Origin of the sequence: Ornithinibacillus contaminans, from assembly GCF_001038425.2 — a bacterium.
GTDB lineage: Bacteria > Bacillota > Bacilli > Bacillales > Amphibacillaceae > Ornithinibacillus > Ornithinibacillus contaminans.
The window spans coordinates 74,160-98,160 of record NZ_LDPV02000050.1; the positions used below are offsets into that span (position 1 = coordinate 74,160).

Sequence of the window (24,001 nt, forward strand, 5' to 3'; positions counted from 1 at the left end):
AAATGGATAGTAGGAGCATCCTTACGAAATTAGCGTCAATGGAACCCGGTATCATGGGACTCGACAGTTTTAAACGATCAGCTGTGTTAATTCCACTTGTTGAAATAGATGGCGAGACACATATTCTCTTTGAAGTTCGTTCCATGCAACTGCGCAGACAGCCTGGTGATATTTGTTTTCCAGGTGGAAGAATTGAAGCTGATGATCCTACAACCCAAGCCTGTGCAGTACGAGAAACGGCAGAGGAACTTGGCATAAGCGAAGGAAGCATTCAAGATGTAATCCCCATTGATTATGTTGTTTCCGATATGGGAAGAATTATTTATCCCTTTGTTGGAAAAATTCCAGACTTGGATCAAATCACACCAAGCACAATGGAAGTGGAAGAGATTTTCACTGTACCATTATCCTACCTCCAGCAAACAACTCCAGAGGTTTACCGGGTGAATTTCAAGGTCTCTCCAGAAGAAAATTTCCCATTCCATTTAATTGTTGGTGGTGAAAATTACAACTGGCAAATGCGACATATTGAAGAACTATTTTACCTGTATGAGGACCGAGTTATTTGGGGATTAACCGCAAAGATATTACAGCATTTTTTACACTTGATTGAACGGTAAAAAACATCGGCGAGATTCCGATGTTTTTCATTTTTATGCGGCACTTTCTTCTGGTTGTTCTTCAAGAAATTTAAAATATGGTATGATTAGGCCAATTAATGATGTGAGACAAATAATACTTCCAATTAAAACGTATAAAGGACGGACACCCCAAACATCACTTAGGATTCCTCCCACTAATACTCCAAACGGCAATACCCCTCTAATGATAAGCATTCTGACGAAAAAGAGTTTCCCCATCAGATGATTCGGAACCATTTGTTGGAACATAGTCGTATTATGTGCGCTAAAAATCGCCATAGCTATACCTGCGATGGTCTCGGTTGTTATCGCAGAGACAATCGAATGGGTAAACGCAAGATTTAAGTAGGTGATACCGCCAACAACCAATGCCCCTAACATGACAAGTCGTTTACTTTTCAGTTTAATTTTACCGATAGCCATCGTTCCAATCACATAACCTAGTGGAAATCCTGCCATGAAATAACCATATACAGCATAGCTGCCATGTAATTCGGTCGTAACATATGGGATAGTCGTTACCATGGTAACACCAACACCAAATTGGACAAATGCTAGAAATATACTAAGCCACACAATACTCCGTTGCTTAAAAAAGTAGTGTAGCCCCTCGCGGAATTGCTCCAACCAAGTACCCCGGATAGTTTGGATGGTGCGCTTTTCTTCAACAAAAAAGACCAGCAAACCACTCGTCAGTAACGCAATACAAACAAGCGATAACGTCACATGTATGCCGATATATTCAATCACAAGACCAGCAACAATCGGTGCTAGAAACGTCATTAGGCGGACCGTACCATCCAGGTAACCATTAGCAATTGCTAGATGTTCTTTGCTAACCACTGTTGGTAAAATTGCTCTGTTGGCCGGGATATACAACGGTGTGATCAGACCGACAATTATTTGTACCATATAAATATGCCACGGCATCAGCATATCAAAGGAAACTGCAATAAGCGGAATCAGGAAAATAACCCCCCGACTCCATAAGGCAATGACCATAATCCACTTTCTACTCCAGCGATCAATATATGGGCCACTAAATAATTGCACGATGAGAGAAAGGGAGAAGTACAACAACCACATGCTACCAAGCGCCAATGTCGAACCCGTTAATTCATAAATTAACAGTCCATTACAAAAGGTTCCAAATGCACCTCCAAGCTCCGATATCGCATTACCAATCCACAATCGTTTAAACGATTTATTTTTCCACATTGTATGCACCATTTTTCCCGTTGAACTCCCGGTTAACTCTTTGCTGAATATAATTATTATATCGAAATTGAAGGGAGGATCATCAATGATTTAATCATGATAAAGCGTTATCTTAACAACCATTTTAAAACCACATCCCCGGTAGTTGATTGCTAACAATTGGAGTGCAGTTCATATCCAAGCGTATTTTTGTCTTCATAATTGTCTTGTTTAACTAAAGCGCCAGTTAGTTGAAGAAGCTATTTTGCATTTTCTGCAATCCTTTTTAGTTCTTTTGCACGAGAAATTATAAAGTCTGTCATATACTTTTCCAAAAATAGTTTGTCAGCAATCATACCCATAGGACCAAAAGGTGATTTATACTTAAATGTATCAATCATTAGAGTTCCACCCTTTTCTTCTATAAATTGATGTGTATGACTAAAAGAACTAAATACCCCTTTTACCATAATATCAACAAACACAGCAGGCTTTTCCATATGAGTTACTTTCGCCGTTAGCCTTTGTTTAATACCAAAATGAGTAGCTTCCCAAGTAACAGTATCTCCCTCTTCTAATAACCCCTGTGTAACCCCATCAACAGCTTTTTCCTTAGTTTTGACAGTAGTCTCAGTGTGTATATCTACGTTTCTTGCAAGGTCAAAGCATACAGCAACAGGTGCTTGTATAAATTGCTTGTGCTTAATAATAGGCATCTGCATTTCTCCTTTTTAAGAACGTATTTTCATGTACCTTATTCAACTCTCCTACCCCGTAAGTTTAAGCACATATTTTCACAATATTCCTATACTAGTTTAACACATCTTCTAATCATCCTAAATTTCACAAAAAATGTTGAGTTGTAATCCTACTTACTATCAGCGATCAACAATGAAAAAAGTAATATTTTTTATAAAAACGTTGGTAGACCAAAAAAGGCATCCCAATCAATATACGATTAGGTATGCCTCTAGCTAGTTATATAAAATTTTCTCTAAAGCGAACTATTCTAAACCCATTCCACATCTACCGGTAAAACATCACTAATCATCTGCTCATATTTTACTTTCTCTTCCTCACGCATCCAAATATGAACCGCTCCACGATCATCATTCGTTCGAATTAAGCGTCCAATGCCTTGGCGTAGTCGTAAGAGCATGTACGGTGCATCAACTTCCTTTTCCGGGTCGACGGCATGCTTTCGTTTCGCTTTAAATACTGGATCCTTTGGTGGAAACGGAAGTGAAGATATCAATACTTGCGTTAGTGCCTCTCCTGGTACATCAAGCCCCTCCCAAAGATGGTAGGAACATAGAACGGCACTTACGTCTTCCTGGAAGTTTTTAACCGTTTCACTTATCTCATTGTCACCTTCGTATAAAACGGTAAACGACCATGCTTTTTCCTTCGACCACTCACGAAAATCATTCATTTCTTCCGCAGTGGAAAAGAGTACTAATGTATTGCCATTATTTTGTTGCAGCTTCTCTTCTAGCTGTGTCCACTTCGCTTCTACTCCGCTATCCATATGGCCATATAATTTCATCTGTTCCTCGTAATCAAAGGGGGATTCCACCGAGAAGGAATCATACGAATCAATCCCTAGGCTTTTGGCTATATAGGTGAAGTCTCCACCCTGTGAAAGGGTCGCAGATGAGAATATGAACGGAATATTTTTCGAAAATACTTCCTTCTTCAACACATCTTCAACTAATCGCGGCATCATCACAAGTGTCATAGTATCGGCGCTTTCTTCCATCCATGAAATTCCTTCGTCCTGCTTTAAAAAGATGGAGAGTCCATAGTGATAGAATTCCAAATACTCTTCGATGATTTTCAAATGATAGCCATCGATCGTAAACATTTCCGAATCAAACACAAGTTGGTCGAGCAGCTTTTCCACTTTTTCAAACAGGGAGGATGCCAATGCAAGCAAATCGCTGGATAATGTGATTTCCCTCCGATCAGAACCATCGATCGTGACTGAGACGTTCTCCATCGCATCAAACCAATCCTCATGTAAGGTTAAAATATCCTCAATTAGGTATAGGGATTCCTCTCTGACATCTTGTCCCATATAACCTGTCAGTACTTGCTGTAACGTTTCCGAATGGAATCGGTACGTAAGCCCCTTTTGCGCAGCAAACTCAAGCAAATGTCCTTCATCAAAAATAACCGTGCTTGCTTCAGGTAGCAACGGAATCTGTCCTTCTCGTTTTCGAGATTCCTTTGTCCAGACATGCTCCATGTAAAAATCATGAGAGCAAATAATCAGGTCTTTACTATGTCGATAGTACTCCCGATTTAGCGTCTGTCCACTACGATGCCGTAATTGACAGGTAGAGCATTGCTGCAATGGATCCCAGGCAATCTTATCCCAGGTTTCATCAGATACCCACGGATATTCTTTGCGATCCCCGTATCGTTCAAAGGTTTTCTTGACCGGACTACTGTCATAGACAAATTCCGGAATTTGATCATGAACACGTAGAATGTCTTCATTATCTGTAAAACCTGATAGCTGGTCTAGTTTTCTCGCACAAACATAATTCTCTCTTGCTTTGGCTAGCCTAACATCTACGTTTAGCCCAAGTGCCTTTTCTAGCTTCTCGATATCGCCGCCCTTTTTCACAAGCTGTTCAATTAAGGTTTCATCTGCACAGGAAATGATTGCAGGCTGACCCTTATATCTTGCATAGCAAATGGCATACAGTAAATAGACAAAGGTTTTACCAGTCCCTACTCCCGCTTCCGCAAAAATCGTGCGCTTATTTTTAAAGGCTTGTTCCAGCTGAAACGCCATATAAATTTGTTCATCGCGAAGTTCATACCCTTGTTCAGGTAAGATATCGTAAAAAACATCCCCGACATAGTCACCTAATCGGTCAAAAAAGTTTTCTGTTTTGGAGATGGTAAATGGTAAGGCTTGAAATTCTGTCATGTTTATTCCCTCTTCACTTTTTTAAAAATCATACTTTTCATTGTACCATGTCGTGATTGTATACTTGTCACGGAAAGCTTTTTTACGTAGACTGTAAGACCTTCCGCTTTATTTTTTCCTCCATTAAGCTTATCATAAATACTATAGACAAATACTGGAGGGATGTTATGGACATAGGAATCGGAACCCTAATCTTTTTATTTTCGATCATGTTGATTCTAGGTGTTCTAGCCACTAAATTTTCTTCTCGCCTTGGTTTACCCGCTCTTATTTTATTCCTGTTAGCCGGCATGCTGCTAAATAACGTTATGTACTTTGATAATGTGGAACTCGCGCAGCTTATCGGTATCATGGCCCTTATTATTATCCTGTTCGATGGTGGTACTCAAACCAAATGGACGAGTATCCGACCCATTATTGGTCCTGCCGGTGTACTTGCAACAATCGGTGTTTTATTAACGACTGTCATAACTGGTCTAGCGGCAATTTACATTTTAGACTTCTCCTTACTAGAAGGAATGCTATTCGGAGCCATTGTTGGATCGACCGATGCCGCAGCTGTATTCTCCGTTCTAGGTAATAAGAACTTCAACAAACGACTAACCTCAACCTTAGAAGCTGAGTCAGGATCAAATGACCCGATGGCAGTATTCTTGACTGTTGCATTAATCGAATTAATTCAATTTCCCGAGTCATCGGTATGGATGGCAGTTGGAAGCTTCTTTCTACAAATGGGCCTAGGGCTTCTATTCGGCTTAATCTTAGGAAAAGCAACGGTTATGATCATTAACCATATTAAGCTAGATACATCTGGATTATATCCTGTGTTTGCTATGGGAGCAGCAGTTTTCACCTATGCAATCACAGACTCATTAGGCGGAAGTGGATTACTTGCTGTGTATGTGATGGCAGTATTTGTAGGAAACAGTGATTTAACCTACCGCTTCACCATTCTCCGCTTTAACGAAGGATTTGCGTGGATGATGCAAATCGTTATGTTTACCTTGCTTGGGCTATTAGTATTTCCAAATCAATTGCTCCATGTATTTTGGCAAGGGATTGCTTTAGCATTAATTCTCATGTTCGTCGCACGTCCGATTGCCATCTTTATTAGTATGATGTTCATGAAATACAATTTAAATGAAAAACTGTTTATTTCCTGGGCTGGGTTAAAAGGAGCTGTACCGATTGTTTTAGGTACTTACCCAATTATTGCTGGACTTGAAAATAGTCAATTGATTTTTAATGCTGTCTTTTTCGTTGTGTTATTCTCTGCGCTTGTTCAAGGTGGTACACTAACCTGGCTGGCGGAAAAATTAAATCTTGTGAATCATGACGACGACGACACCGCTCCTAGTATCGAATTAATTAATTTAGGTACGACTGAATCGGAAATCATGAAAATTACCATCGTAAAGGGAAGTCCTGCAAACGGTGTCTCCCTTAATCATTTAGATTTACCTAGAGATACATTAATTATTGGAATTACACGTAATAATAAGCTGCATACCCCAACAGGCGAGTCTGTCATTCAAAAAGGCGATACGGTTTACGTCTTAAGTGACAAAGAAAACAGACCGAAAGCAAAAGAAATCCTAATTGGGACAGAATTATCCGAAAACACGCAGCAAAGCGAATAAAAATCGGGCAGTGCCAGGCACTACCCGATTTTTTTATTGGTTAAATTTTAAATTATCGCTACATGAGTAAGGTTATCAATAATGGGGTAATAACCGATACGATTAACGCGCTTATCACCATGGCTACCGATCCGATAGAGCCGGCTAATTGGTTTTCCTCCATCGCTGAGGCAGTTCCAATCGCGTGAGAGGCACCACCTAATCCAATTCCTTTTGCCAAGCTGTTATTCACATGAAACAGCTTGAAAACGATGGTACTTACTGAAACCCCTCCAACCCCAGCAATCACAACAAATATTGCGGTGAGGGACGTTTCTCCACCTACAGCCTCTGCGATATCCATCGCCACCGGTGTCGTAACATTTTTCGGAAGCAGCGAATACGTAACAAAATCAGATACGCCTGCTAATTTTGATAAATAAATCCCACTTAGAACCCCAACAAATGAACCGAAAGCAGCACCAATTAGTATTGGGCTCGCCAACTGCTTTAACAGCTGACGATTGCGATATAGTGGATAAGCTAACGCCACAACAGCAGGTCCTAGTAATTCATTAATCCACTTCCCACCGATCATATATGTCTCATACGGTATATGAAACACGATTAGTATCGTGATAAGAATAATCGATGCAATAATCATTGGTGCAGTGAACGGATAATTATAAAGTTGATGAAACTTCACCGCCACCATATAGCTTCCAATTGTAACTAGCACAATCAGAAGTGCTAGTAATATATCAACCATGTTTAACTTCCTTCTTTCTGATCAACCACTGACCGACCAATCCAGAGCCACCCATAACAAATACCGTACCAATAATAATAATAAATATTAGGAAAATACCTTTTCCGGCAAATATTTGATAATAATTGATGATTCCTACTGTAACCGGAATAAAAAAGAGTGCTAGATTATCAACTATCAGCTTCGTACCTTTTTCCACCCACTTAAGTTTAATAACCTTTAGCGTTAGTAATATAAATAACAGTAGCATTCCAATAACACTACCTGGTAAAAATAGATGAAATGTAGCTTGAATCCAATTTCCTATTAAATAGATACCATATAATATGGCGATATGCATCACTATCTGCATTAGTTTTAACACGGTTTAAACACTCCAGTTTTTTTCTTGCTGTCTATCATTTCATCATTATATCAAATGAATACACTTTCAATTTACAGACATTTTTCCAAAACAAAAAAAGACTCTTGGTTGCATTTCCAAAAGTCTACTAATCATTCGCTGTTTCTAGTAAAACAAGTGTAAATTTCCCGACAGCACCCTTCTCATACAGGTTCGTAATCGATGTTAGATAGGTTTGAATCGTCCCCCGAAAGACTACTTGCTTATCCGGTATCTTTACTAGAAAGTCATTTTTATATAATTCCACGGTTACCTCATGATAGTGATCATGTGTGACATGAAAATCGATAGCTAGTTGATGAATGTGCTTCCCTTTTTTCTCCACGATAGTAAGTTCTAGCTCTTCTGCTTCAATCGATAATTCATTGATTACGACCGTTGTGGTCATCTATTCCCCTCATTTCTACTGATTGACATTACACCATTGAATAATTTTTCGCTTACTCCTATATCACAAGTGACACATACGTTATTAACCTTTATAATATACCTTATTAGTAGGTTATTTCAATTTAAAAAATTATAAAATAAAGGGTGACAGTATGGGAAAGCGAATTTTTTACTTTCTATTATCTAATATCTTAGTATTACTGACAATTAGTATTATTTTTTACGTATTCGGCATCGGAAACTATATCACAAGTGAAGGAATTGACCTAGTAGCATTACTCATTTTCAGTGCTGTTGTTGGTTTCACTGGTTCGTTCATTTCCTTAGCGATATCCCGCTGGATGGCGAAGCGAATGATGGGTGTACAAGTTATTGATCCAAATGGTTCCATGAACGACTACGAAAGAGCTGTAGTGGAAAAAGTGCACCGCCTGTCTCGAGCTGCTGGTTTAATGCATATGCCAGAAGTCGGCATTTATCATTCTAACGAAGTAAATGCCTTTGCAACAGGTCCATCTAAAAAGCGTTCGTTAGTTGCTGTTTCCACTGGCTTACTACAAGAAATGGATGATGATGCCGTAGAGGGTGTTATTGCCCATGAGGTAGCTCATATTGCTAATGGTGACATGGTAACGATGACCCTTTTACAAGGTATCGTAAATACATTTGTTGTCTTCTTATCGCGTATCGTGGCATTTGCGGTATCCAGATTTGTAAAGGAAGATATCGCACCACTTGTCCATTTCATTGCGGTCATCGTGTTCCAAATCGTGTTTTCCATTCTAGGAAGCATCGTTGTCTATGCGTATTCAAGACATCGTGAATTCCACGCTGATAGAGGCGGTGCGGATTTAGCTGGTAAGGATAAAATGCGCCACGCTCTTGAGAGCTTACAGGCATATACGAATCGCATTAAGGGAGATGAACAGACAGCAATAGCAACTTTAAAAATTAACAATAAACGCAAGTCATCGTTGTTTTCTACCCATCCTGATTTAAGTGAACGAATTAAGCGTTTAGCATAAGTACATTGTACAAAGAGGCTGGACATAAGTATTTATGGTTAGATAAAATCCGAACGTTGGTACACGATATTCCCTACGCTGAATTGGTGAATTGTTCGTTTTTTATCTTACTCATTTTACTTATGTTCCACCCTTTTTTATTTTTTTCACACTTATAGCCTAGGTATTACATATAGTTACTTTAAAGAACGAAAAAGGGGTGACAATATGTATTATCAGGTTAGTCCGTACCCAGTTCGGCAAAATGATATGAAGCTAACCGTCATCGGGGAGGGAACTGTTTCTGTACAACCCGATCAAGCGACTATTACATTAGGTGTTGTAACGGAGAATGCCAACCTCAGGCAGGCACAGGAAAGGAATGCACAGATTGCAACACGTATACGCAATTCCCTTTTAGAGCAAGGAATTCCACGCGAAAACATCCAAACCTCTGAATTCCGGGTCGATATGAACTATGATTATAAAGATGGTGTACAGCAATTCCGAGGCTACCGAGTAACGAATTTAATTACCGTAACGATTAGTGACCTAGCACGTATTGGGGAACTTGTGGATATCGCTGTGGATAACGGGGCAAACACTGTACGAAATATCAATCTAACCCTTGCAAATCAGGATACCTATTACAATGAAGCCTTAACGAGGGCAATCCAAAACGCCCAGCAAAAGGCAGTGGTCGTTGGCCAAACATTGGGGGTTGACCTTAACCAGACGCCTGTACAGATACAAGAATTGACGAGCCGTGCGCCAATTGAACCGCGCCCAATGGTACTTGGCATATCAACAGAACAGGCAACCACTACACCAATCGAAACAGGCCAATTAAAAATTACCGCTTCCGTGGAAGCAAAGTTCGTTTATTAGCAATCGTTCTTAGAAAAACTCGTTTTCGCACGCTACTTATCAATAAAAGCAGAAGCCCTGTGTTTTATTCACAGGGCTTCTGCTTCTCCATATTAATCATCTTTACCATGATGGCCGATATAAAATTTTCCCTTGTTCTCTTCAAAAGGAAAAATCTTTAACTGCTTTGCATCCTCGGCATAATCCTCAAAAATCTCATTTAAAATTTCATTCGGTTCTTTTCCTTCTGTTTCAATTCCTAGCTTATCAGCGGAGTCGTAAATTTTTGCCTCGTGAATTTCCATTACAATTTCGTGATATTGCTTTCCGTTTGTGTCGACACCGTATGTTTTGGCTTCTTGTTCAATTAAGGCTTGCTTCACTTCTTTTAGTAATGCTTCGGTATCTTTTCCTTCTGTCTTAATGCCTAGCTCCTCTGCTTTTTTCTGAAGCTTCGTATCGAGTACTTCTTTGGCTAAGGCTTCTGGTTCCTTCCCTTCTGCCTCAATTCCTAATTCCTTTGCTTCTTGTAGCACCTTTGTTTGATGAATCTCCTTTGCTATGGCTTTTAAATCCTTACCCTTTGTTTCAATCCCTAATTCTTCCGCTTTTACTAATAGCTTTTGTTCCCGGACCTCTTTCGCAAGTGTCTTTAGGTCTTTTCCCTTCGTATCAATTCCGAGTTCTTCTGCCTTGTATTTAATCCATGCCTCATGTTTATGTACACCTTTTTCATTTTCTTCATCTGTTTTAGGTGCATCCTTTTCGGTATCCTTTTTGAAAAAATCAAACCATGCTTCCTCTTCTCCAGCGTTGCCAAATACCGTTGAAATCTGCCATGTGCTTCCTAATACAAAAGCAGCAAGCAACAAAAATAATTGTCTGTTCATTATTCATCCTCCTGTTGGTATACTTTCCAAGATCTTCATTTGCTATTATTTCCAGTAATAGTAATTCCATGAATGTTTTTGCGGCTTTTTTCACTATTTTTTAACATTCTTTATTTCCCTACTAGTCTAACAATCATTTCTTTGATACTCTTAATAGAGATGGAAAGCGTTTCCGTTTGAAAGGACCCAATTACTAGCGTTCTAGATTTCTACCAGGGGATGGGGGTAAAAGCATGAGAAATTTAGTAATACTAGGTGGTGGCTATGGAGGGATCAAGGTTGCATTAGGCTTACTTGATAAAGATCTACCTGAGGATGTGAGCCTAACCATAGTTGATCGAAATCCATATCAATCACTTAAAACCGAATTTTACACGATTGCAGCAGGGACAGTTGCTGATCGTGATGTACGAAATGATTTTCCAAAGGATGCACGCGTAACCTATGTGTATGCGGAGGTTGAAGCGGTAGATACCGAGAAGCAACAAATTGTATTTGCAGATCGAAGTGATCCAGTTTCGTATGATTATTTGGTGGTGGCATTAGGCTGTGAGGATAATTACCACAATATCGAAGGGGCTAAAGCCTATACAGAGAGTGTTCAAACCTTTGCAAACGCACGAAAAGCAGGACTGGAAGTAGGGAACCTACGAGCATATGGAAAGGTAACCATTGTCGGTGCTGGTTTAAGTGGTATTGAGGTTGCCTCTGAGATTCGCGAAAGCAGGTCTGATCTTAATATTCGCTTGCTCGATCGCGGGGCATCTGTATTACGGGCATTTGATCCGAGAATTCAGGGCTATGTTGCCGACTGGTTCAATAAAAATGATGTAGAGGTTCTGCATCATGCAAATGTGGAATATGTGGAGAAGGATGGCGTCTGTAATAACGGGGTATGCTATGTGAATGACGTCACGATTTGGACTGCTGGAGTACGTCCAAACCGAATTGTACGCGAGCTTCCGTATCAAAAGGATCCACACGAGAAAATTATCGTGAATGAGTTTTTCCAAGTTCCAGAAAACCCAGCGGTATATGTAGTTGGTGACTGTGCATCGTCCATTCATTCACCAAGCGCTCAGCTTGCTGGCATTCAAGGTGAGCAGGTCGCTGGCATTTTGTATTCCGTTCTACATAACAAGGTGCCGAAAGCGCCAAAAGAGATTCGTTTACGAGGGACACTAGGCTCACTTGGAAAAAATGACGGCTTTGGAAACATGATGAAGCAGCCATTGACAGGTATTGTACCACGACTAGTGAAGTCTGGTGTGCTATGGTTGAATAAACGACATTAATGACGAGGGTGGTCCTGACATACGTGTCCTGACCGCCTTTATTGTTTGGCCTGCTGAAGCAATTTTACCTCTGCTAAGAGTGGTACAAGATTATCAAAAATATGTGTATTCCCGGTAGAATCTACGGTATACCCACCAGCATATCGACTAATGGGATTTTTATTTTTAAACCGAACCATCCGCTCATACAAATCCTTCGCCAACGAAGCATCACCTATTTCTAGACTGTACCAAATTAAAATGCCATAGACGGCTGGTGATTCATAGTTTACCGCTGGTTCTTTAGTCAACCGGTTATAGACTCCATAAACCCTTCCATGCCTATCCATTTCCTGTTTTATAAATTGATGGTACTCTTCTGATTGATTTCCGAGCAATGATTGATAAAACACCACTAACCCTTGATCAATCATATTGACTTGCTCCTCGAATTCATAATGTGCTAGTGTGATATGATAGGATTTCGGATAAAAGCCATTTTCCTGTGGGGCATTCTTCAATAGGTCAAGTGTATTTGTTACCGATTCTGTCTCCAGAACCTCCCTTGTACGAAGTGCCATAAGCGATTGTGGTTCTATATAGGATAGTGTGATCGTATCGCTGACATAGTTATGCTTTCTTTCATAAAAATCTGCGAATATGCTCCCGTTCTTACAGCAGTTATCCAGATATCGTCCAATTTGATCTCCTGCTTGCCTATATCCTTCTACACCCCATATTTCATAAGCGCGGTACAAACCAGAAACAATACGCAGATCATCCACTAACGCATTCGTATGTACGTGATAATCACCGGATTCTGTTAATTTCCACGGAATATGCCCATCTTCCTGTAGAAAATACTGCTGTAGCAACGTATAACTTTCGTCAAATAAGTCCCGATCCTTTTTTTCCAGCGCATACTCCATCCATAATCCGATTGTTTCCGCTAGTGCTTCTCTTCCCTTTACCAAATCATTATCCACTACGTCGCCGTCCACTATATAGGTAGCCAAGGTTCCATTATCATTTCGAAACCACTTTTTAATAAAGCGCTCCGTCGATGCTGCACTTTCTAGTCGTAGTCCTCCTACAATCAATACCAACACCATCACCACTCCTATTGTGACGAGTAACACAAGTGACCATCTCACACGAATTCTCCTTCTATTAGGCAGTCTTATCCTGTTTTAGTTGCTGGTCTGTTGCAAATCGTTTCGTTTTATACCATTTAACCTCTTGTCTAAATAGTACTCGCTTTGCTTCTAGAAATACGGCATGGATGACTAAGAATAACCACATCTGGGAGTAAGTAAAATACATGAACACAACGACTAGAAAGTTCCGTTTCGTTAATTGACCCTTTTCAAAGCTAAGTGCCAATAGCTCTTCTGTTACAAATAACAGAAAACCAGTAATTAATAGGAGGTATGACACAAAGCCAATGGTTAACTGCAAATCTACAAATAGATTCAGGATAAAAATCGCATGTGATAGTAAGACCCCACCAAAAAACAAGCCATACGTAAACAAGAAATAAACCAAATCAATCCCGATCTTTTTCCGTTTTAATTTGAAAAAACCTAGCAAAAATTTTGTAATGACATAGAGATTTCCTCTCGCCCATCTCGTACGCTGCCGCCACCATACCTTCAAGGACTCCGGCTCTTGTTCCCATGTAATAGCAGAAGGGAAAAATCGAATGTGATAGCCTAAATTATACAGGCGAAAGCTTAGCTCGGTATCCTCTGACAGTGCCTTCTCATCCCAGCCACCTAGTGATTCCAAGATGGATTTTCGGATAGCAAAATTAGTTCCAGGAACCGTTGCTAGTCGGAACCAAAACCATCGACCAGCCTGGGCTAACCACTGGAAGGTTAACGTTTCAATATTGATTAATCTGGTTAGTAAATTTTTGTTGGCATTCAGAACACGAAACTTACCAACTACAGCTCCTGCTTGTGGATCATTGACAATTCCTTGCACTAACCAATACACCGCATCTGGCTCAGGTCGATTATCCGCATCATAGACACAAATAACCTCTCCAGTAGCGTGTTTTAAGCCATTATTTAATGCTGCTGACTTTCCTTTGCCCCCGTTTGGTGGTTTCGTATGAATGACGTGAATATAAGGATACCGCCTGGAATACGCTTCAACAATGTCACCTGTTCGGTCCGATGAATTATCATTTATGACGATGATTTGTAGCATACTGACCGGATAGGTCAAATTCGTCATCGCATCAAGGGTATCAGCAATCACTAATTCTTCATTATGTGCCGGGATTAAAATAGTCACGCTCGGATAAAAAAGGATGTTTTTCACCCATTTTTCTTCATCCTTGTGGTAGTTCATGGCATATAGATAGCCACCTTGCATTAAAAAAACATGGTAAAAGAGCATAATCCAAATGATATATAACGCGACATACACCATTATGTCAGCCAACATATCGCCTCCTCTTACTTATCAATTTGGTTGATTTTCGAACTACATTCAGAATATAAATACCAAACATCAGCACTGCAAAAAATCCTGCCCCAACCATGATAAAGAGCCCGTTTCTCGTAATGGTTAGTAAACGATAGACTAATAAATCACTAGAATTAGTGTACAGCCCAATATAATTAATATCTGTACGAATCTCGCCATCTTTGGACACTATCGTGACATAGGGTGCTTGCACCTCGTTTTCTCTTGCTTTCAGATCGATCCACTCAATCCCAGGAATCTTTTCCATTTCGTCCAATAAAGCAATAAATTGTTCCACTCCCAAATAAGGATGATAGAATCCTGCAAGCATTCCGTCACGGACAAACGAGTAGTTTGTGATTGCCTCTCCTATTTTCTCAATAGCTAGTGGGTCGTTCGGTTGCACATACCCTAAAGTCTCAGGCAATAACGACATCCCATGAAGAAAGGTGGGCTCTGTCATATAGGGAGCTGTCGCCATGATTTCCCAATTCTCATCACTTGTTTGAATTTGTCCACTATAGGTAGAAAAATGCTCCGCTACTTTCTTATAGCCGTTTTGAGACATCGTGTAATGCGGTGCTTCAAAGGCTAATGGATAAATTCCATAATTGGCTAACTCTTGGATGCCCTTGGTAAGCTTTCGTTCAATATAGGCTGACTCAAAATCCAATTGCTGTTTTTGATAGGCTTCATATTCCTGAGCAGAATCAAAATCCGCCTCTGTCCTCCGCACGACCTCCTCATCTGCTTCATGATAAATCGGCATATTATTCTCGACATCCCAAAATTCAAACCCCTCACCCGTCTCACTTGCACGGAACTGATGCGTATAACCATGCATCACAACACTGCCGCCATTTTCTTGCATGTATTGGAGCACGTTTAGTAGTGCTGGTGAATCCGCTAATTTATATTCCTTTTTCGTTTCCGGATTGATGTAAACCGGGATTACCGCAATCATATACGGGATTTCCCGCCTTTTTAATTCTTGGGCAATAGCTAATAACTTATCCGGATCTACCTTGGGGTGAACATCTTCTAACCGAATATAAGCAGGGTGTAGGTTCTGGTGCTCTGTCTGAAATACTTCATGAAGCACTTCCCCTAAAACGATGGTTAATTGGCCCTGAATATCCTCTGAGGCGTAATAATAGTTTTCATTTTGTCTAACAACTAATGGATGCTTCACGTCATCGCCATATGTAGCACTTACCAGGACTTCTGCTGATGAATCCTTTTGGAAGGTATGTATAGTATGTGCTGTAACGCGAATCGATTTAGCTTCCTGCTGAGTAAATATTACTCTTGTAAAGAGTCCGTTCCCGTCAGGCTTAGGCTTTACAAAGGCATATCGTTTTCCTAACTGCTCGACATTATAGCCTAATGCCATCGTCACGCCATCATAATTTTCCAATAGTCGAGCAGTATTTTCCGGCAGTGTTTCCTTAACGTGACCAAAATAAAATAAGTGCGTCACTCCTTTTAGATGGGCTTCCTCTACTTCAGACACCGGTACAAACGTGCTATCCTCGGAAAAATGACCCAGCAGAAGATCTAGCTGACGCACATGCTCATCTAGTAGCTCTCCTTCTGCAGAGAAGATGACAAGTACCTTTGGTGCTTGCTCTGCCATTACGACAGGCATGTTAAGAATCATCATTATCAAGCAACCAGCCAGAAACAGTGTCAATACCCGCCTCATCATCTTGTATCCTCCTCTTTTTCGTCGGTTCTTAATAAAGAACAGCGAGACAGAACTAGTTATTCGTCCGAGAAATCATCCGGTAGGAGAGTACCAGGATAATAACCATCAGGATTCCACCAATAACAATCAATCGAATTGTCCCTGTTCCTACGGTAATAAAATCAGTAATTCGGTGGGCACTCGTCAACCGCTGCTTGTTATCCACTTGTTCCGGTGTGCTGATGGATACCTCTCCATCACTAGTTTCAATGGTTAGCCCGTTAACTGTGACGGTATTTGTTCTATCACTAAGGTTCATCCACTCTACTGCAGGGATTTTCTCCATTTCCTGGATTAGTTCCACCAGCCCCTCTTTTCCTAAAAACGGATGGTAAAAACCACTAATAATTCCGTCTCTAACCATAATCGATTCTTGAATACGGTCCTTAACTTCCATCATAGATGATGGTTCACCATAGCGAATATATCGAATCGTTTCCGGTATCAAGGTCATGCCATGTAAAAAGGGAGGTGTAGTAATTGTTGGTGCTTCTGACATCACACGCCAATCCTGATCACTTAGCTGAATTTGGCCGATATACGTAGAGAAATAAGTTGAAATAATCCGATAGCCATTTTGGCTCATTGCATAATGTGGTGCTTCAAAGGCAATTGGATATATCCCATACGCAACCAGTTCCTGTATTCCCCTTTCTAGGATATTTTGGATATATGTCGTCTCAAACGCTTGTTTTTCATTGATGTAGTTGGTGTACGCTTGTTCGGTTAGAAAATCTTCCCTTGTCTTCATTACCGCTTCTTCGCCAGGAGGAAAATAAACCGGCTGATTCTGCTCCTTGTTCCAGAACTCAAATCCTTCTCCGGTTTCTGTATCCCCATATTGATCGGTGTATCCATGAAAGACAATACTTCCCCCGTTCGCTTGCATGAACTTCAGTGTTTGTACTAAGCCGGGATTCTCTGACAAATGATATTCTTCTTCTGTAGCAGGATTCCGGTAAACCGGTGTAACCGAAACGAGATATGGTATTTGTTGCTGCTTTAAATAGTCCGCAATTTCCTGCAAGACCGTTGCATCAAGTTTTGGATTGACATCCTCTAATCGTAATAATGCCATTGTTTTTGCGTCATGATTGGCTGCAAAGAAATCATGCATGGCTTCTGCTATACTGGCGGACACTGGAGCGTATAATGTCGTTGTGGCCAGATAATAATTCCCGTTTTTCTCCAGTAACAAGGGATAGTCCTGCTCGGCATGATTGACTTGAAGCACCATATTTACACCGAATTCTTCCTGTATCGGCTCTAATAGCTGTAACTGTTCTACCGAAATGCGTTGATTCTCACTATTCGTCAGCGTGATTTCGTCGAGTGTACGCAAAGTAAGGTTCACTATGAATGGATATTTTTGCGTAAACTGCTCAGCATTGTACCCAATCGCAAAAATCGGATATGGAAAAGCATTGACCTCCTGTACCAACTCTAGCGGTAGCTGCTCTTTAACTTGACCAACGTACACAAGATGGGTGACACCCGCCAAATCGGAAGCACGGAAATCAGCTGTTTGTTTATAGGTTATCATTGTCGTAAAATGGGCAAGGATAAGCTCTAATAGCCGAAGCTGTTCATTCTGTTCACCCTCTTCTGATGAATAGACGACTAAAACGCTTGGAGTATCTTGTTCCACTGATGATGCAAAAACAAGATTAGGGGTGGCAAAAGCGATCATTACAAGTATTAACACAATCAACATTTTTTTCTTTTGCACCTTGTACACCCCACTCGTTTTGTTTGTTATAAAGAACATATATTAATTCTATCAAGAACGCAAGGGGTTTATGTAATTTTTAAACGTTTATTTCTTAAAAATATGAAAGACTACATGCAAAAAAAGCGATACCCCTTATCAAAGGAGAATCACTTTTTTGCTGGTGTCATTTACTTGTTACTGTCTTCTTTTTTCTGGTTCAGCATCATTAAGGTGACAGGTTTTTCCGTTCCCGTTAACAATTTATACATAATGGAGGATGTGAATTTATAGCCCTCTTCAATCTTATCAGCCACAAATCCAGTTCGCTCGTAAAGGATCGAGCGCAAATTGCTTAGCTGACGATAGGTTTTTTCCAAGGTTGCCTCTTGATTTTCAACTGTTGTGATAACATTATCCTGCTTTTCTCCTTGTCGTTCAAGCTCATCTGATATTGTTTTATATAAGGCCACTAATTCATTAATTTTTTCGGTTAACTCCGTATTGGAATGTTCATAAGCTGTTAATTGGTTCACTATTGCATCATTGGATTTACTGATTTGCTCGATTTCCGTCTTTAATCCTTCGTTCAAAATGGTGTCCTTTGCCAGCATTTCCTGAAGCTCATGGTTATTATTTTCTAGCATATTCAACCACTCCTTCGCTTGTAATTCAAACTTCTCCTGTTTCAGCGTTCGTGCGTTCAATTCTTGAAGGTGATTTGTCATATCACGCCATCTCGCATCCTCCGTAAATTGCCTTCGTTGCGATGACCGTTTAAACGCCTGCAGCGATTCACTTAAGGACGAATTAATCTTTTGCTGTTCTTTAAACAATTCATCCAGGAATTCTGATTTATAATAGCCTTGGTTTGGTTCTTTTATTTCCTGATTCGTTTTATATAAATTCGGATGGTTCTCGCGATTAATAAATATTCCCATCTTCCACAACTCCTAACATAGGCACTTCTTTCAGTACGTATTTCATTAGCGATACTTCATCATATGTAAAGACTCGTGAATAGGGGACAATGCAATCATAAAAAGAGCCTGTGACATAAGTACTTTTGACAAGATAAACTCCGAATTTGCGCGTAATACCCGCTTCGGGAATTGGTGCATGGTTCGAAATTTTATCTTTTCATTTTACTTATGTCCCTGGCTCTTTAAAAACTATGGTCCTACACAAGGAACGCTATTAATCTTTTCGGTTTAAATATTCATCTTGCTTTTCATCACCATGAACAGAGCTATTTTTAAATTGACTCTTCCGTCCATTTCGATGTTCGCCATGATTTCGGTTTTCCTTAAACATATTATTAAAATCCTTTTCTTTATTAACCATTGCGATAGCCTCCCATTCCGTATTCATTATAGTTTTCGGAGTTAGGGAAAAGTTATACATGAAAGGAATGCTGTTTCGGTTGATTGTTTCGGACTGCTGCTGATGTTTTGTGATATCTGCTGATGTTCTTGGATTCCTGCTGATATTTTGCGTTATCTGCTGATGTTGCTTGATTCCTGCTGATATTTTGAAATACCTGCTGATGTTGCTTGATTCCCGCTGATACTCACGCATAGCTGCTGATCCCCTTCTCCAATGGGACCTTAACGCAATTCTTCCGCCACACTCCGACCTGCTGTTCTACCGGAAAACAAGCATCCGCCTAAGAATGTTCCCTCTAAGGAACGATAGCCGTGGACACCGCCACCACCAAATCCAGATACTTCGCCAGCTGCATACAAGCCTGGGATTGGCTTCCCGTCCTTAGTTAGAACGCGGGCAGATAAGTCTGTTTGCAGACCACCTAACGTTTTTCTACTTAAAATATTTAATCGAACCGCAATTAATGGTCCGTTTTTCGGATCCAAAATTTTATGCGGTGAAGCTACGCGAATTAAATTATCGCCTCGATAGTTTCGCGCACCGCGTAATGCGGTTATTTGTAAATCCTTCGTGAATTTATTATCCATTTCTCTGTCTCTCGCAATAAGCTGTCTTTCGATTTCTGCTACATCCAATAATTCCGCTCCTGTTAGCTCGTTCATGCCTTTCACTAACTCATCCAAGGTTGAGGCAACAATAAAGTCCGCACCATTATCCATAAATGCCTTCACTGGAGCAGGTGGTCCTGGCAGCACTCGCGATAGGATTTTTCGAATGCTTTTTCCTGTTAAATCTGGATTCTGCTCTGAACCGGATAAGGCAAATTCTTTTTCAATTATTTTTTCCGTCAAAATAAACCAGGAATAGTCATAGCCTGTTTTCATAATTGCTTCTAATGTTCCTAACGTATCAAATCCGGGAAAATTTGGTGCCGGAAAACGCCGGCCAGTTGCATCTAACCAAATGGAAGATGGTCCTGGCAAAATCCGAATACCATGGGCTGGCCAAACGGGATTCCAGTTCTGAATCCCCTCCGTATAATGCCACATCCGATCGCGATTGACGATTCTTCCCCCGACCTTTTCGGCAATTTCCAACATCCGACCATCGACATGGGCCGGTACACCAGAAATCATCGATTGTGGCGGATTCCCGAGTCGGCTTGGCCAGTTTTTTCGAATCAGTTCAAAGTTCGCGCCAATTCCACCACTGGAGACAATCACTGCATCTGCCGTATAGTCAAAATCCCAGACGACCTCCCGGGAGCTTTCCTCACCACGCTGGACATCACTAGGCACCAGTACGACTCCACCAGCACCCACGACTCGTCCATTCTCCTCTAGTAAATAATCCACTCGGTGGCGCGGGCGATAGTCAACTAGCCCTATTTCCATATGGGCGCGCACTCGTTTTTCAAACGCTTCTACCAAGCTTGGTCCAGTACCCCAGACGATATGGAATCGTGGTACCGAATTCCCGTGACCTTCCGCTAAATAACCGCCACGCTCTGCCCAGCCAACGACTGGAAAGAAACGAATGCCATAGCTACGCAACCATTCCCGCTTCTCCCCAGCTGCAAAGTCCACGTACGCACGCGCCCATTGTTTCGCCCAGTAATCCTCATCATCCTCCCGATCAAAACCAGCCGTTCCTAACCAATCCTGCCAGGCTAAATCCTTAGAGTCTTTGATTCCCATTCGACGCTGTTCTGGAGAGTCGACTAAAAATAAACCACCAAATGACCACCATGCCTGTCCACCCAATGACGCCTCTGGCTCCTGATCTACTAACAAAACCTTTCTCCCTGCATCGGCAAGCTCAGCAGTAGCAACCAATCCTGCCAATCCCGCACCAACAACAATCGCATCATATTTCACTGTAAAATCCCCCCACCTATTATGGACTAGCCAAAACGGTAGCCCTGCTACTTACAGTATAGATTTTCCCCTACAACAGCACAATCAAATTTTAGAAAATTAAAAACAAAAGCACACTAGCAATATGGTACACTACAGATAAACCAAAAAATCAATTCTTGTATGAAACATCTATCACGATCACCACGTCTACTATACGAGATAGGAAGTTAGGAGGAACTTGAGTGGGCCACTCGAAAGCTTTCCATCCGACATGCGATAAAGAAGACCTGGAAATCCTACAGTTAAATCCAACCCAGGCGATTGAAACAATAATGGAAGCGTATGGCGATGAAATTAAGCGATTAGTATATACCTATGTAAAAAACACTGCCGATACCGATGACATCACACAAGAAGTGTTTGTGACCATCTACCAAAAATTAAATACATTTCAAGGGAAATCGTCTTTAAAAAGCTGGATCTATGCGATTGCCATTAATAAAAGTAAGGATTATTTACGAAGCTGGCAAGCGCGTAATAAACGCCTGCGCGAAAGACTTGCTCAATCCTCTCATGAAATCGTAAGGCAAGAAGCTACTCCTGAAGAGAAATCCGTACAAAAGGATCATGCTAGTGAGCTATTAGCAACCGTCATGGACTTACCAGTGAAATACCGGGAAGTGATTATTTTATTCTACTTTAAGGAATTATCGATAAAAGAAATTAGTAGTGTATTAAAGTTGAATGAAGCTACTGTTCGAACAAGACTAAATCGAGGTCGGGCAAAATTGAAGGAATGCTTATCTCCAGAAAGGGGTGGTGCAAGCCATGGATGAGCAGTTAAAAGAATTAAAGAAACCGTTTGAAAATAGTATTCCAACTTCCTTTTCAGAGACTGATAAGCAGGCGATTCGCAGCAAAATAAACAACCTAAAGCAAATACCAGCCCGCAGGCGATTTTCTTATTATCCAACAGTGATTACTGGAGCAGTGCTTGCATTTGCAATTCTTATTTTTGCCATTACGATGTACAATCAACCAAATCGCTTTGCTAATTTTAGTAATGATGAGGCGGCAGAAAGCGGTGAGGAGGCAAGCATCGAAATGCGGATGGAGTCATTTGATAGTGGTGCTGCAGAATCATCGGATACCGAAAATAGTGTGACCATAGCAGAGGATTCCGTGACCCGTACGATTTTCAATCCTAAGGACGCACAAAACAACGCGCTGGCTAAGGATGTTCAACAAAATGGTGATACGTCTATTATTACCTTTGACGGTTCACCGCTAACAGGAAGCTTTGTCACTACGGATACAGCCTTGCAATTTATCCCTAATCCTGAATCCTTACTACAAATACCAGTTGCAACTGGAGACGTTGAAAAGGCAATTCCAATTTATGTAGCGAACGAAGAATTCGTTCAGGCGAATTATGACGTGGAGAGCGCAAGCGAAATCACCTTAGATGTGACGGACGTAACATATCACTATTCCCCAGAAGGATCTAAAATATATTTGAAAATTAGAGAAGAACAATAAACCAAAAATCCGCAACCCACTTAGGGTTACGGATTTTTTCATTCTGCACGAGGTGCACTATCAAATCCTATTTTCCGATGTGTTCCATCACAAAACGGTTTTATAGCGGATTGCCCACACCGACATAGGGAAAAGCTTTTTTTCGTTTCAAATACATTACCTTCTGCATCGACTAACTCCACATCACCAGTAATGCGGTACGACCCATTATCATTAACTTTAATAACTACCTTTTCACTCATAACGTCTCACCCTTCTGTCCCTTTTAACGCAAAATAATCTGACATAATAGCTTATGTATAGGATAAGGAATGATGTGACATAATTCCTGCCGCGTTTTACCAGTTCTATCCTATTCCCCTACTCGATTCTCCATCTGACCAATCTTTTCTATCTCCAACGCAACCACATCACCAGCTTGTAAGAATTTAGGCTCATCCATTCCAAATGCAACACCATCTGGAGTACCCGTCATAATAATATCACCAGGATTTAATGTGATTAAATCAGAAATGAATTCCATTAAAAATGGTACATCAAAAATAAGTTTTTCTGTGTTGGAGGATTGACGTAATTCCCCGTTCACGTAGCTCTTTATAACCAGTCCACTCGGGTTTCCTACCTCATCCGCGGTCACAACCCACGGGCCGATTGGTGTGCTGTTATCCAATGTTTTTCCTTGCAACCATTGCTGGGTTCGCTTTTGGAGATCCCTTGCTGAAATATCATTCCCAATCGTATAGCCAGCTATATAATTCAAAGCATCTTCCCGTTTTACCTTCGTTGCTTTCTTACCAATGACAATGGTCAGCTCTACCTCATAATCAAGCTTAGCGGTTGCTGGCGATTTCTGAATGACATCCTCTGGACCGATTAACGCATTGGAGAACTTAGCAAACAACACCGGAAAATCAGGCACATCACTTTTCATCTCTGCGGCATGCTCGGCATAGTTTTTCCCGACGCAAATAATCTTCGAAGGCTCCGAAATTGGCGTGCTAAGGTATACATCATTGCGTGATAAGAAATTCCCATCTAACCGCTTTTCTTTATAATAGTTGTACGCTTCCTTAACCCGCTCAAACACTGGATAGCCACGCTTAAAAAATCTATTTGGATCAGAAGGAACCGATTGGTCAATATCCTTTTCCTGCCTCTCACCATGAGAGATGAGAAATCGTTGAAATACTTCTTGTACATCTACTATTCTTTCTTCTTCCATAATGCCAACCCGTAACGGTACATCCTTGTTTTTCAAGCGATAGCTTACTAATTTCATTTCGACACCTCGT

The 24,001-nt window shown here is 40.7% G+C and carries 23 protein-coding genes; 7 read left to right on the plus strand and 16 right to left on the minus strand.

What is annotated here, in order from left to right; translation table 11 throughout:
• Positions 1 to 2 precede the first annotated feature (2 nt).
• Complete coding sequence (locus tag JF53_RS13560; RefSeq protein ID WP_047980360.1) at positions 3 to 620, plus strand: NUDIX hydrolase; 618 nt, start codon at positions 3 to 5, stop codon at positions 618 to 620.
• Between the two features lie 33 nt (positions 621 to 653).
• Here the strand turns inward: JF53_RS13560 and JF53_RS13565 are convergent, their stop codons facing one another.
• The 3 genes from JF53_RS13565 to JF53_RS13575 all read right to left on the minus strand — a co-directional run bounded on the left by JF53_RS13565 (position 654) and on the right by JF53_RS13575 (position 4,779).
• Positions 654 to 1,871, minus strand: coding sequence for an MFS transporter (locus JF53_RS13565; protein WP_047980359.1), 1,218 nt, complete (start codon positions 1,869 to 1,871; stop codon positions 654 to 656).
• A gap of 227 nt (positions 1,872 to 2,098) precedes the next feature.
• Positions 2,099 to 2,554, minus strand: coding sequence for an SRPBCC family protein (locus JF53_RS13570; protein WP_047980358.1), 456 nt, complete (start codon positions 2,552 to 2,554; stop codon positions 2,099 to 2,101).
• A 293-nt stretch (positions 2,555 to 2,847) separates the two neighbouring features.
• Entirely contained in the window at positions 2,848 to 4,779 is a 1,932-nt protein-coding gene (locus JF53_RS13575; protein WP_047980357.1) for an ATP-dependent DNA helicase, read from the minus strand.
• A 167-nt stretch (positions 4,780 to 4,946) separates the two neighbouring features.
• Here JF53_RS13575 and JF53_RS13580 point away from each other — a divergent pair, with 167 nt between their 5' ends.
• Positions 4,947 to 6,419, plus strand: a complete 1,473-nt coding sequence (locus JF53_RS13580) for a potassium/proton antiporter (RefSeq protein WP_047980356.1) — start codon at positions 4,947 to 4,949, stop codon at positions 6,417 to 6,419.
• Positions 6,420 to 6,477: 58 nt separating this feature from the next.
• On the opposite strand, the gene JF53_RS13585 is transcribed toward JF53_RS13580, so the two are convergent.
• From JF53_RS13585 to JF53_RS13595, 3 genes are all read right to left on the minus strand, one after another.
• On the minus strand, positions 6,478 to 7,167 hold the full coding sequence (locus JF53_RS13585) for an LrgB family protein (protein ID WP_047980355.1): 690 nt from the start codon (positions 7,165 to 7,167) through the stop codon (positions 6,478 to 6,480).
• On the minus strand, positions 7,160 to 7,531 hold the full coding sequence (locus tag JF53_RS13590) for a CidA/LrgA family protein (RefSeq protein WP_236686956.1): 372 nt from the start codon (positions 7,529 to 7,531) through the stop codon (positions 7,160 to 7,162). Before JF53_RS13590 ends, JF53_RS13585 begins: the two co-directional genes overlap by 8 nt.
• Before the next feature lie 127 nt (positions 7,532 to 7,658).
• On the minus strand, positions 7,659 to 7,958 hold the full coding sequence (locus tag JF53_RS13595; RefSeq protein WP_047980354.1) for a DUF3219 family protein: 300 nt from the start codon (positions 7,956 to 7,958) through the stop codon (positions 7,659 to 7,661).
• A 154-nt stretch (positions 7,959 to 8,112) separates the two neighbouring features.
• Here JF53_RS13595 and htpX point away from each other — a divergent pair, with 154 nt between their 5' ends.
• Positions 8,113 to 8,985, plus strand: coding sequence for a protease HtpX (gene htpX, locus JF53_RS13600; protein ID WP_047980353.1), 873 nt, complete (start codon positions 8,113 to 8,115; stop codon positions 8,983 to 8,985).
• 207 nt (positions 8,986 to 9,192) lie between these two features.
• Positions 9,193 to 9,852, plus strand: a complete 660-nt coding sequence (locus JF53_RS13605) for an SIMPL domain-containing protein (RefSeq protein ID WP_047980352.1) — start codon at positions 9,193 to 9,195, stop codon at positions 9,850 to 9,852.
• Positions 9,853 to 9,944: 92 nt separating this feature from the next.
• On the opposite strand, the gene JF53_RS13610 is transcribed toward JF53_RS13605, so the two are convergent.
• Complete coding sequence (locus JF53_RS13610; protein WP_047980351.1) at positions 9,945 to 10,721, minus strand: hypothetical protein; 777 nt, start codon at positions 10,719 to 10,721, stop codon at positions 9,945 to 9,947.
• Between the two features lie 233 nt (positions 10,722 to 10,954).
• On the opposite strand from JF53_RS13610, the gene JF53_RS13615 reads away from it, so the two are divergent.
• Positions 10,955 to 12,016, plus strand: a complete 1,062-nt coding sequence (locus JF53_RS13615) for an NAD(P)/FAD-dependent oxidoreductase (RefSeq protein ID WP_047980350.1) — start codon at positions 10,955 to 10,957, stop codon at positions 12,014 to 12,016.
• A gap of 38 nt (positions 12,017 to 12,054) precedes the next feature.
• Here JF53_RS13615 and JF53_RS13620 read toward each other — a convergent pair whose 3' ends face one another.
• The 7 genes from JF53_RS13620 to JF53_RS13650 all read right to left on the minus strand — a co-directional run bounded on the left by JF53_RS13620 (position 12,055) and on the right by JF53_RS13650 (position 21,188).
• Entirely contained in the window at positions 12,055 to 13,149 is a 1,095-nt protein-coding gene (locus JF53_RS13620; RefSeq protein WP_157052527.1) for a hypothetical protein, read from the minus strand.
• A 16-nt stretch (positions 13,150 to 13,165) separates the two neighbouring features.
• A complete protein-coding gene (locus tag JF53_RS13625; protein ID WP_047980348.1) occupies positions 13,166 to 14,446 on the minus strand; it encodes a glycosyltransferase family 2 protein in 1,281 nt (426 codons plus the stop codon).
• Positions 14,439 to 16,178: a polysaccharide deacetylase family protein gene (locus tag JF53_RS13630; RefSeq protein ID WP_047980347.1), complete on the minus strand. Its 1,740-nt coding sequence runs from the start codon at positions 16,176 to 16,178 to the stop codon at positions 14,439 to 14,441. The genes JF53_RS13625 and JF53_RS13630 overlap by 8 nt, the downstream gene beginning before the upstream one ends.
• 52 nt (positions 16,179 to 16,230) lie before the next feature.
• Entirely contained in the window at positions 16,231 to 17,946 is a 1,716-nt protein-coding gene (locus JF53_RS13635; protein ID WP_047980346.1) for a polysaccharide deacetylase family protein, read from the minus strand.
• Between the two features lie 170 nt (positions 17,947 to 18,116).
• Positions 18,117 to 18,866: a hypothetical protein gene (locus JF53_RS13640; RefSeq protein WP_047980345.1), complete on the minus strand. Its 750-nt coding sequence runs from the start codon at positions 18,864 to 18,866 to the stop codon at positions 18,117 to 18,119.
• Positions 18,867 to 19,122: 256 nt separating this feature from the next.
• Positions 19,123 to 19,503, minus strand: coding sequence for a hypothetical protein (locus JF53_RS13645; protein WP_047980344.1), 381 nt, complete (start codon positions 19,501 to 19,503; stop codon positions 19,123 to 19,125).
• Positions 19,504 to 19,532: 29 nt separating this feature from the next.
• A complete protein-coding gene (locus tag JF53_RS13650) occupies positions 19,533 to 21,188 on the minus strand; it encodes an FAD-binding dehydrogenase (protein WP_047980343.1) in 1,656 nt (551 codons plus the stop codon).
• Positions 21,189 to 21,412: 224 nt separating this feature from the next.
• On the opposite strand from JF53_RS13650, the gene JF53_RS13655 reads away from it, so the two are divergent.
• Positions 21,413 to 22,006, plus strand: coding sequence for a sigma-70 family RNA polymerase sigma factor (locus JF53_RS13655; protein WP_053071856.1), 594 nt, complete (start codon positions 21,413 to 21,415; stop codon positions 22,004 to 22,006).
• Positions 21,999 to 22,709: a hypothetical protein gene (locus JF53_RS13660; protein WP_047980342.1), complete on the plus strand. Its 711-nt coding sequence runs from the start codon at positions 21,999 to 22,001 to the stop codon at positions 22,707 to 22,709. The genes JF53_RS13655 and JF53_RS13660 overlap by 8 nt, the downstream gene beginning before the upstream one ends.
• Positions 22,710 to 22,747: 38 nt before the next feature.
• On the opposite strand, the gene JF53_RS13665 is transcribed toward JF53_RS13660, so the two are convergent.
• The gene (locus JF53_RS13665; protein WP_047980341.1) at positions 22,748 to 22,951 is read right to left on the minus strand and encodes a CDGSH iron-sulfur domain-containing protein; all 204 of its coding nucleotides are present in this window, start codon (positions 22,949 to 22,951) and stop codon (positions 22,748 to 22,750) included.
• A 110-nt stretch (positions 22,952 to 23,061) separates the two neighbouring features.
• Positions 23,062 to 23,988, minus strand: coding sequence for a fumarylacetoacetate hydrolase family protein (locus JF53_RS13670; protein WP_047980340.1), 927 nt, complete (start codon positions 23,986 to 23,988; stop codon positions 23,062 to 23,064).
• Between the last annotated feature and the right edge of the window lie 13 nt (positions 23,989 to 24,001).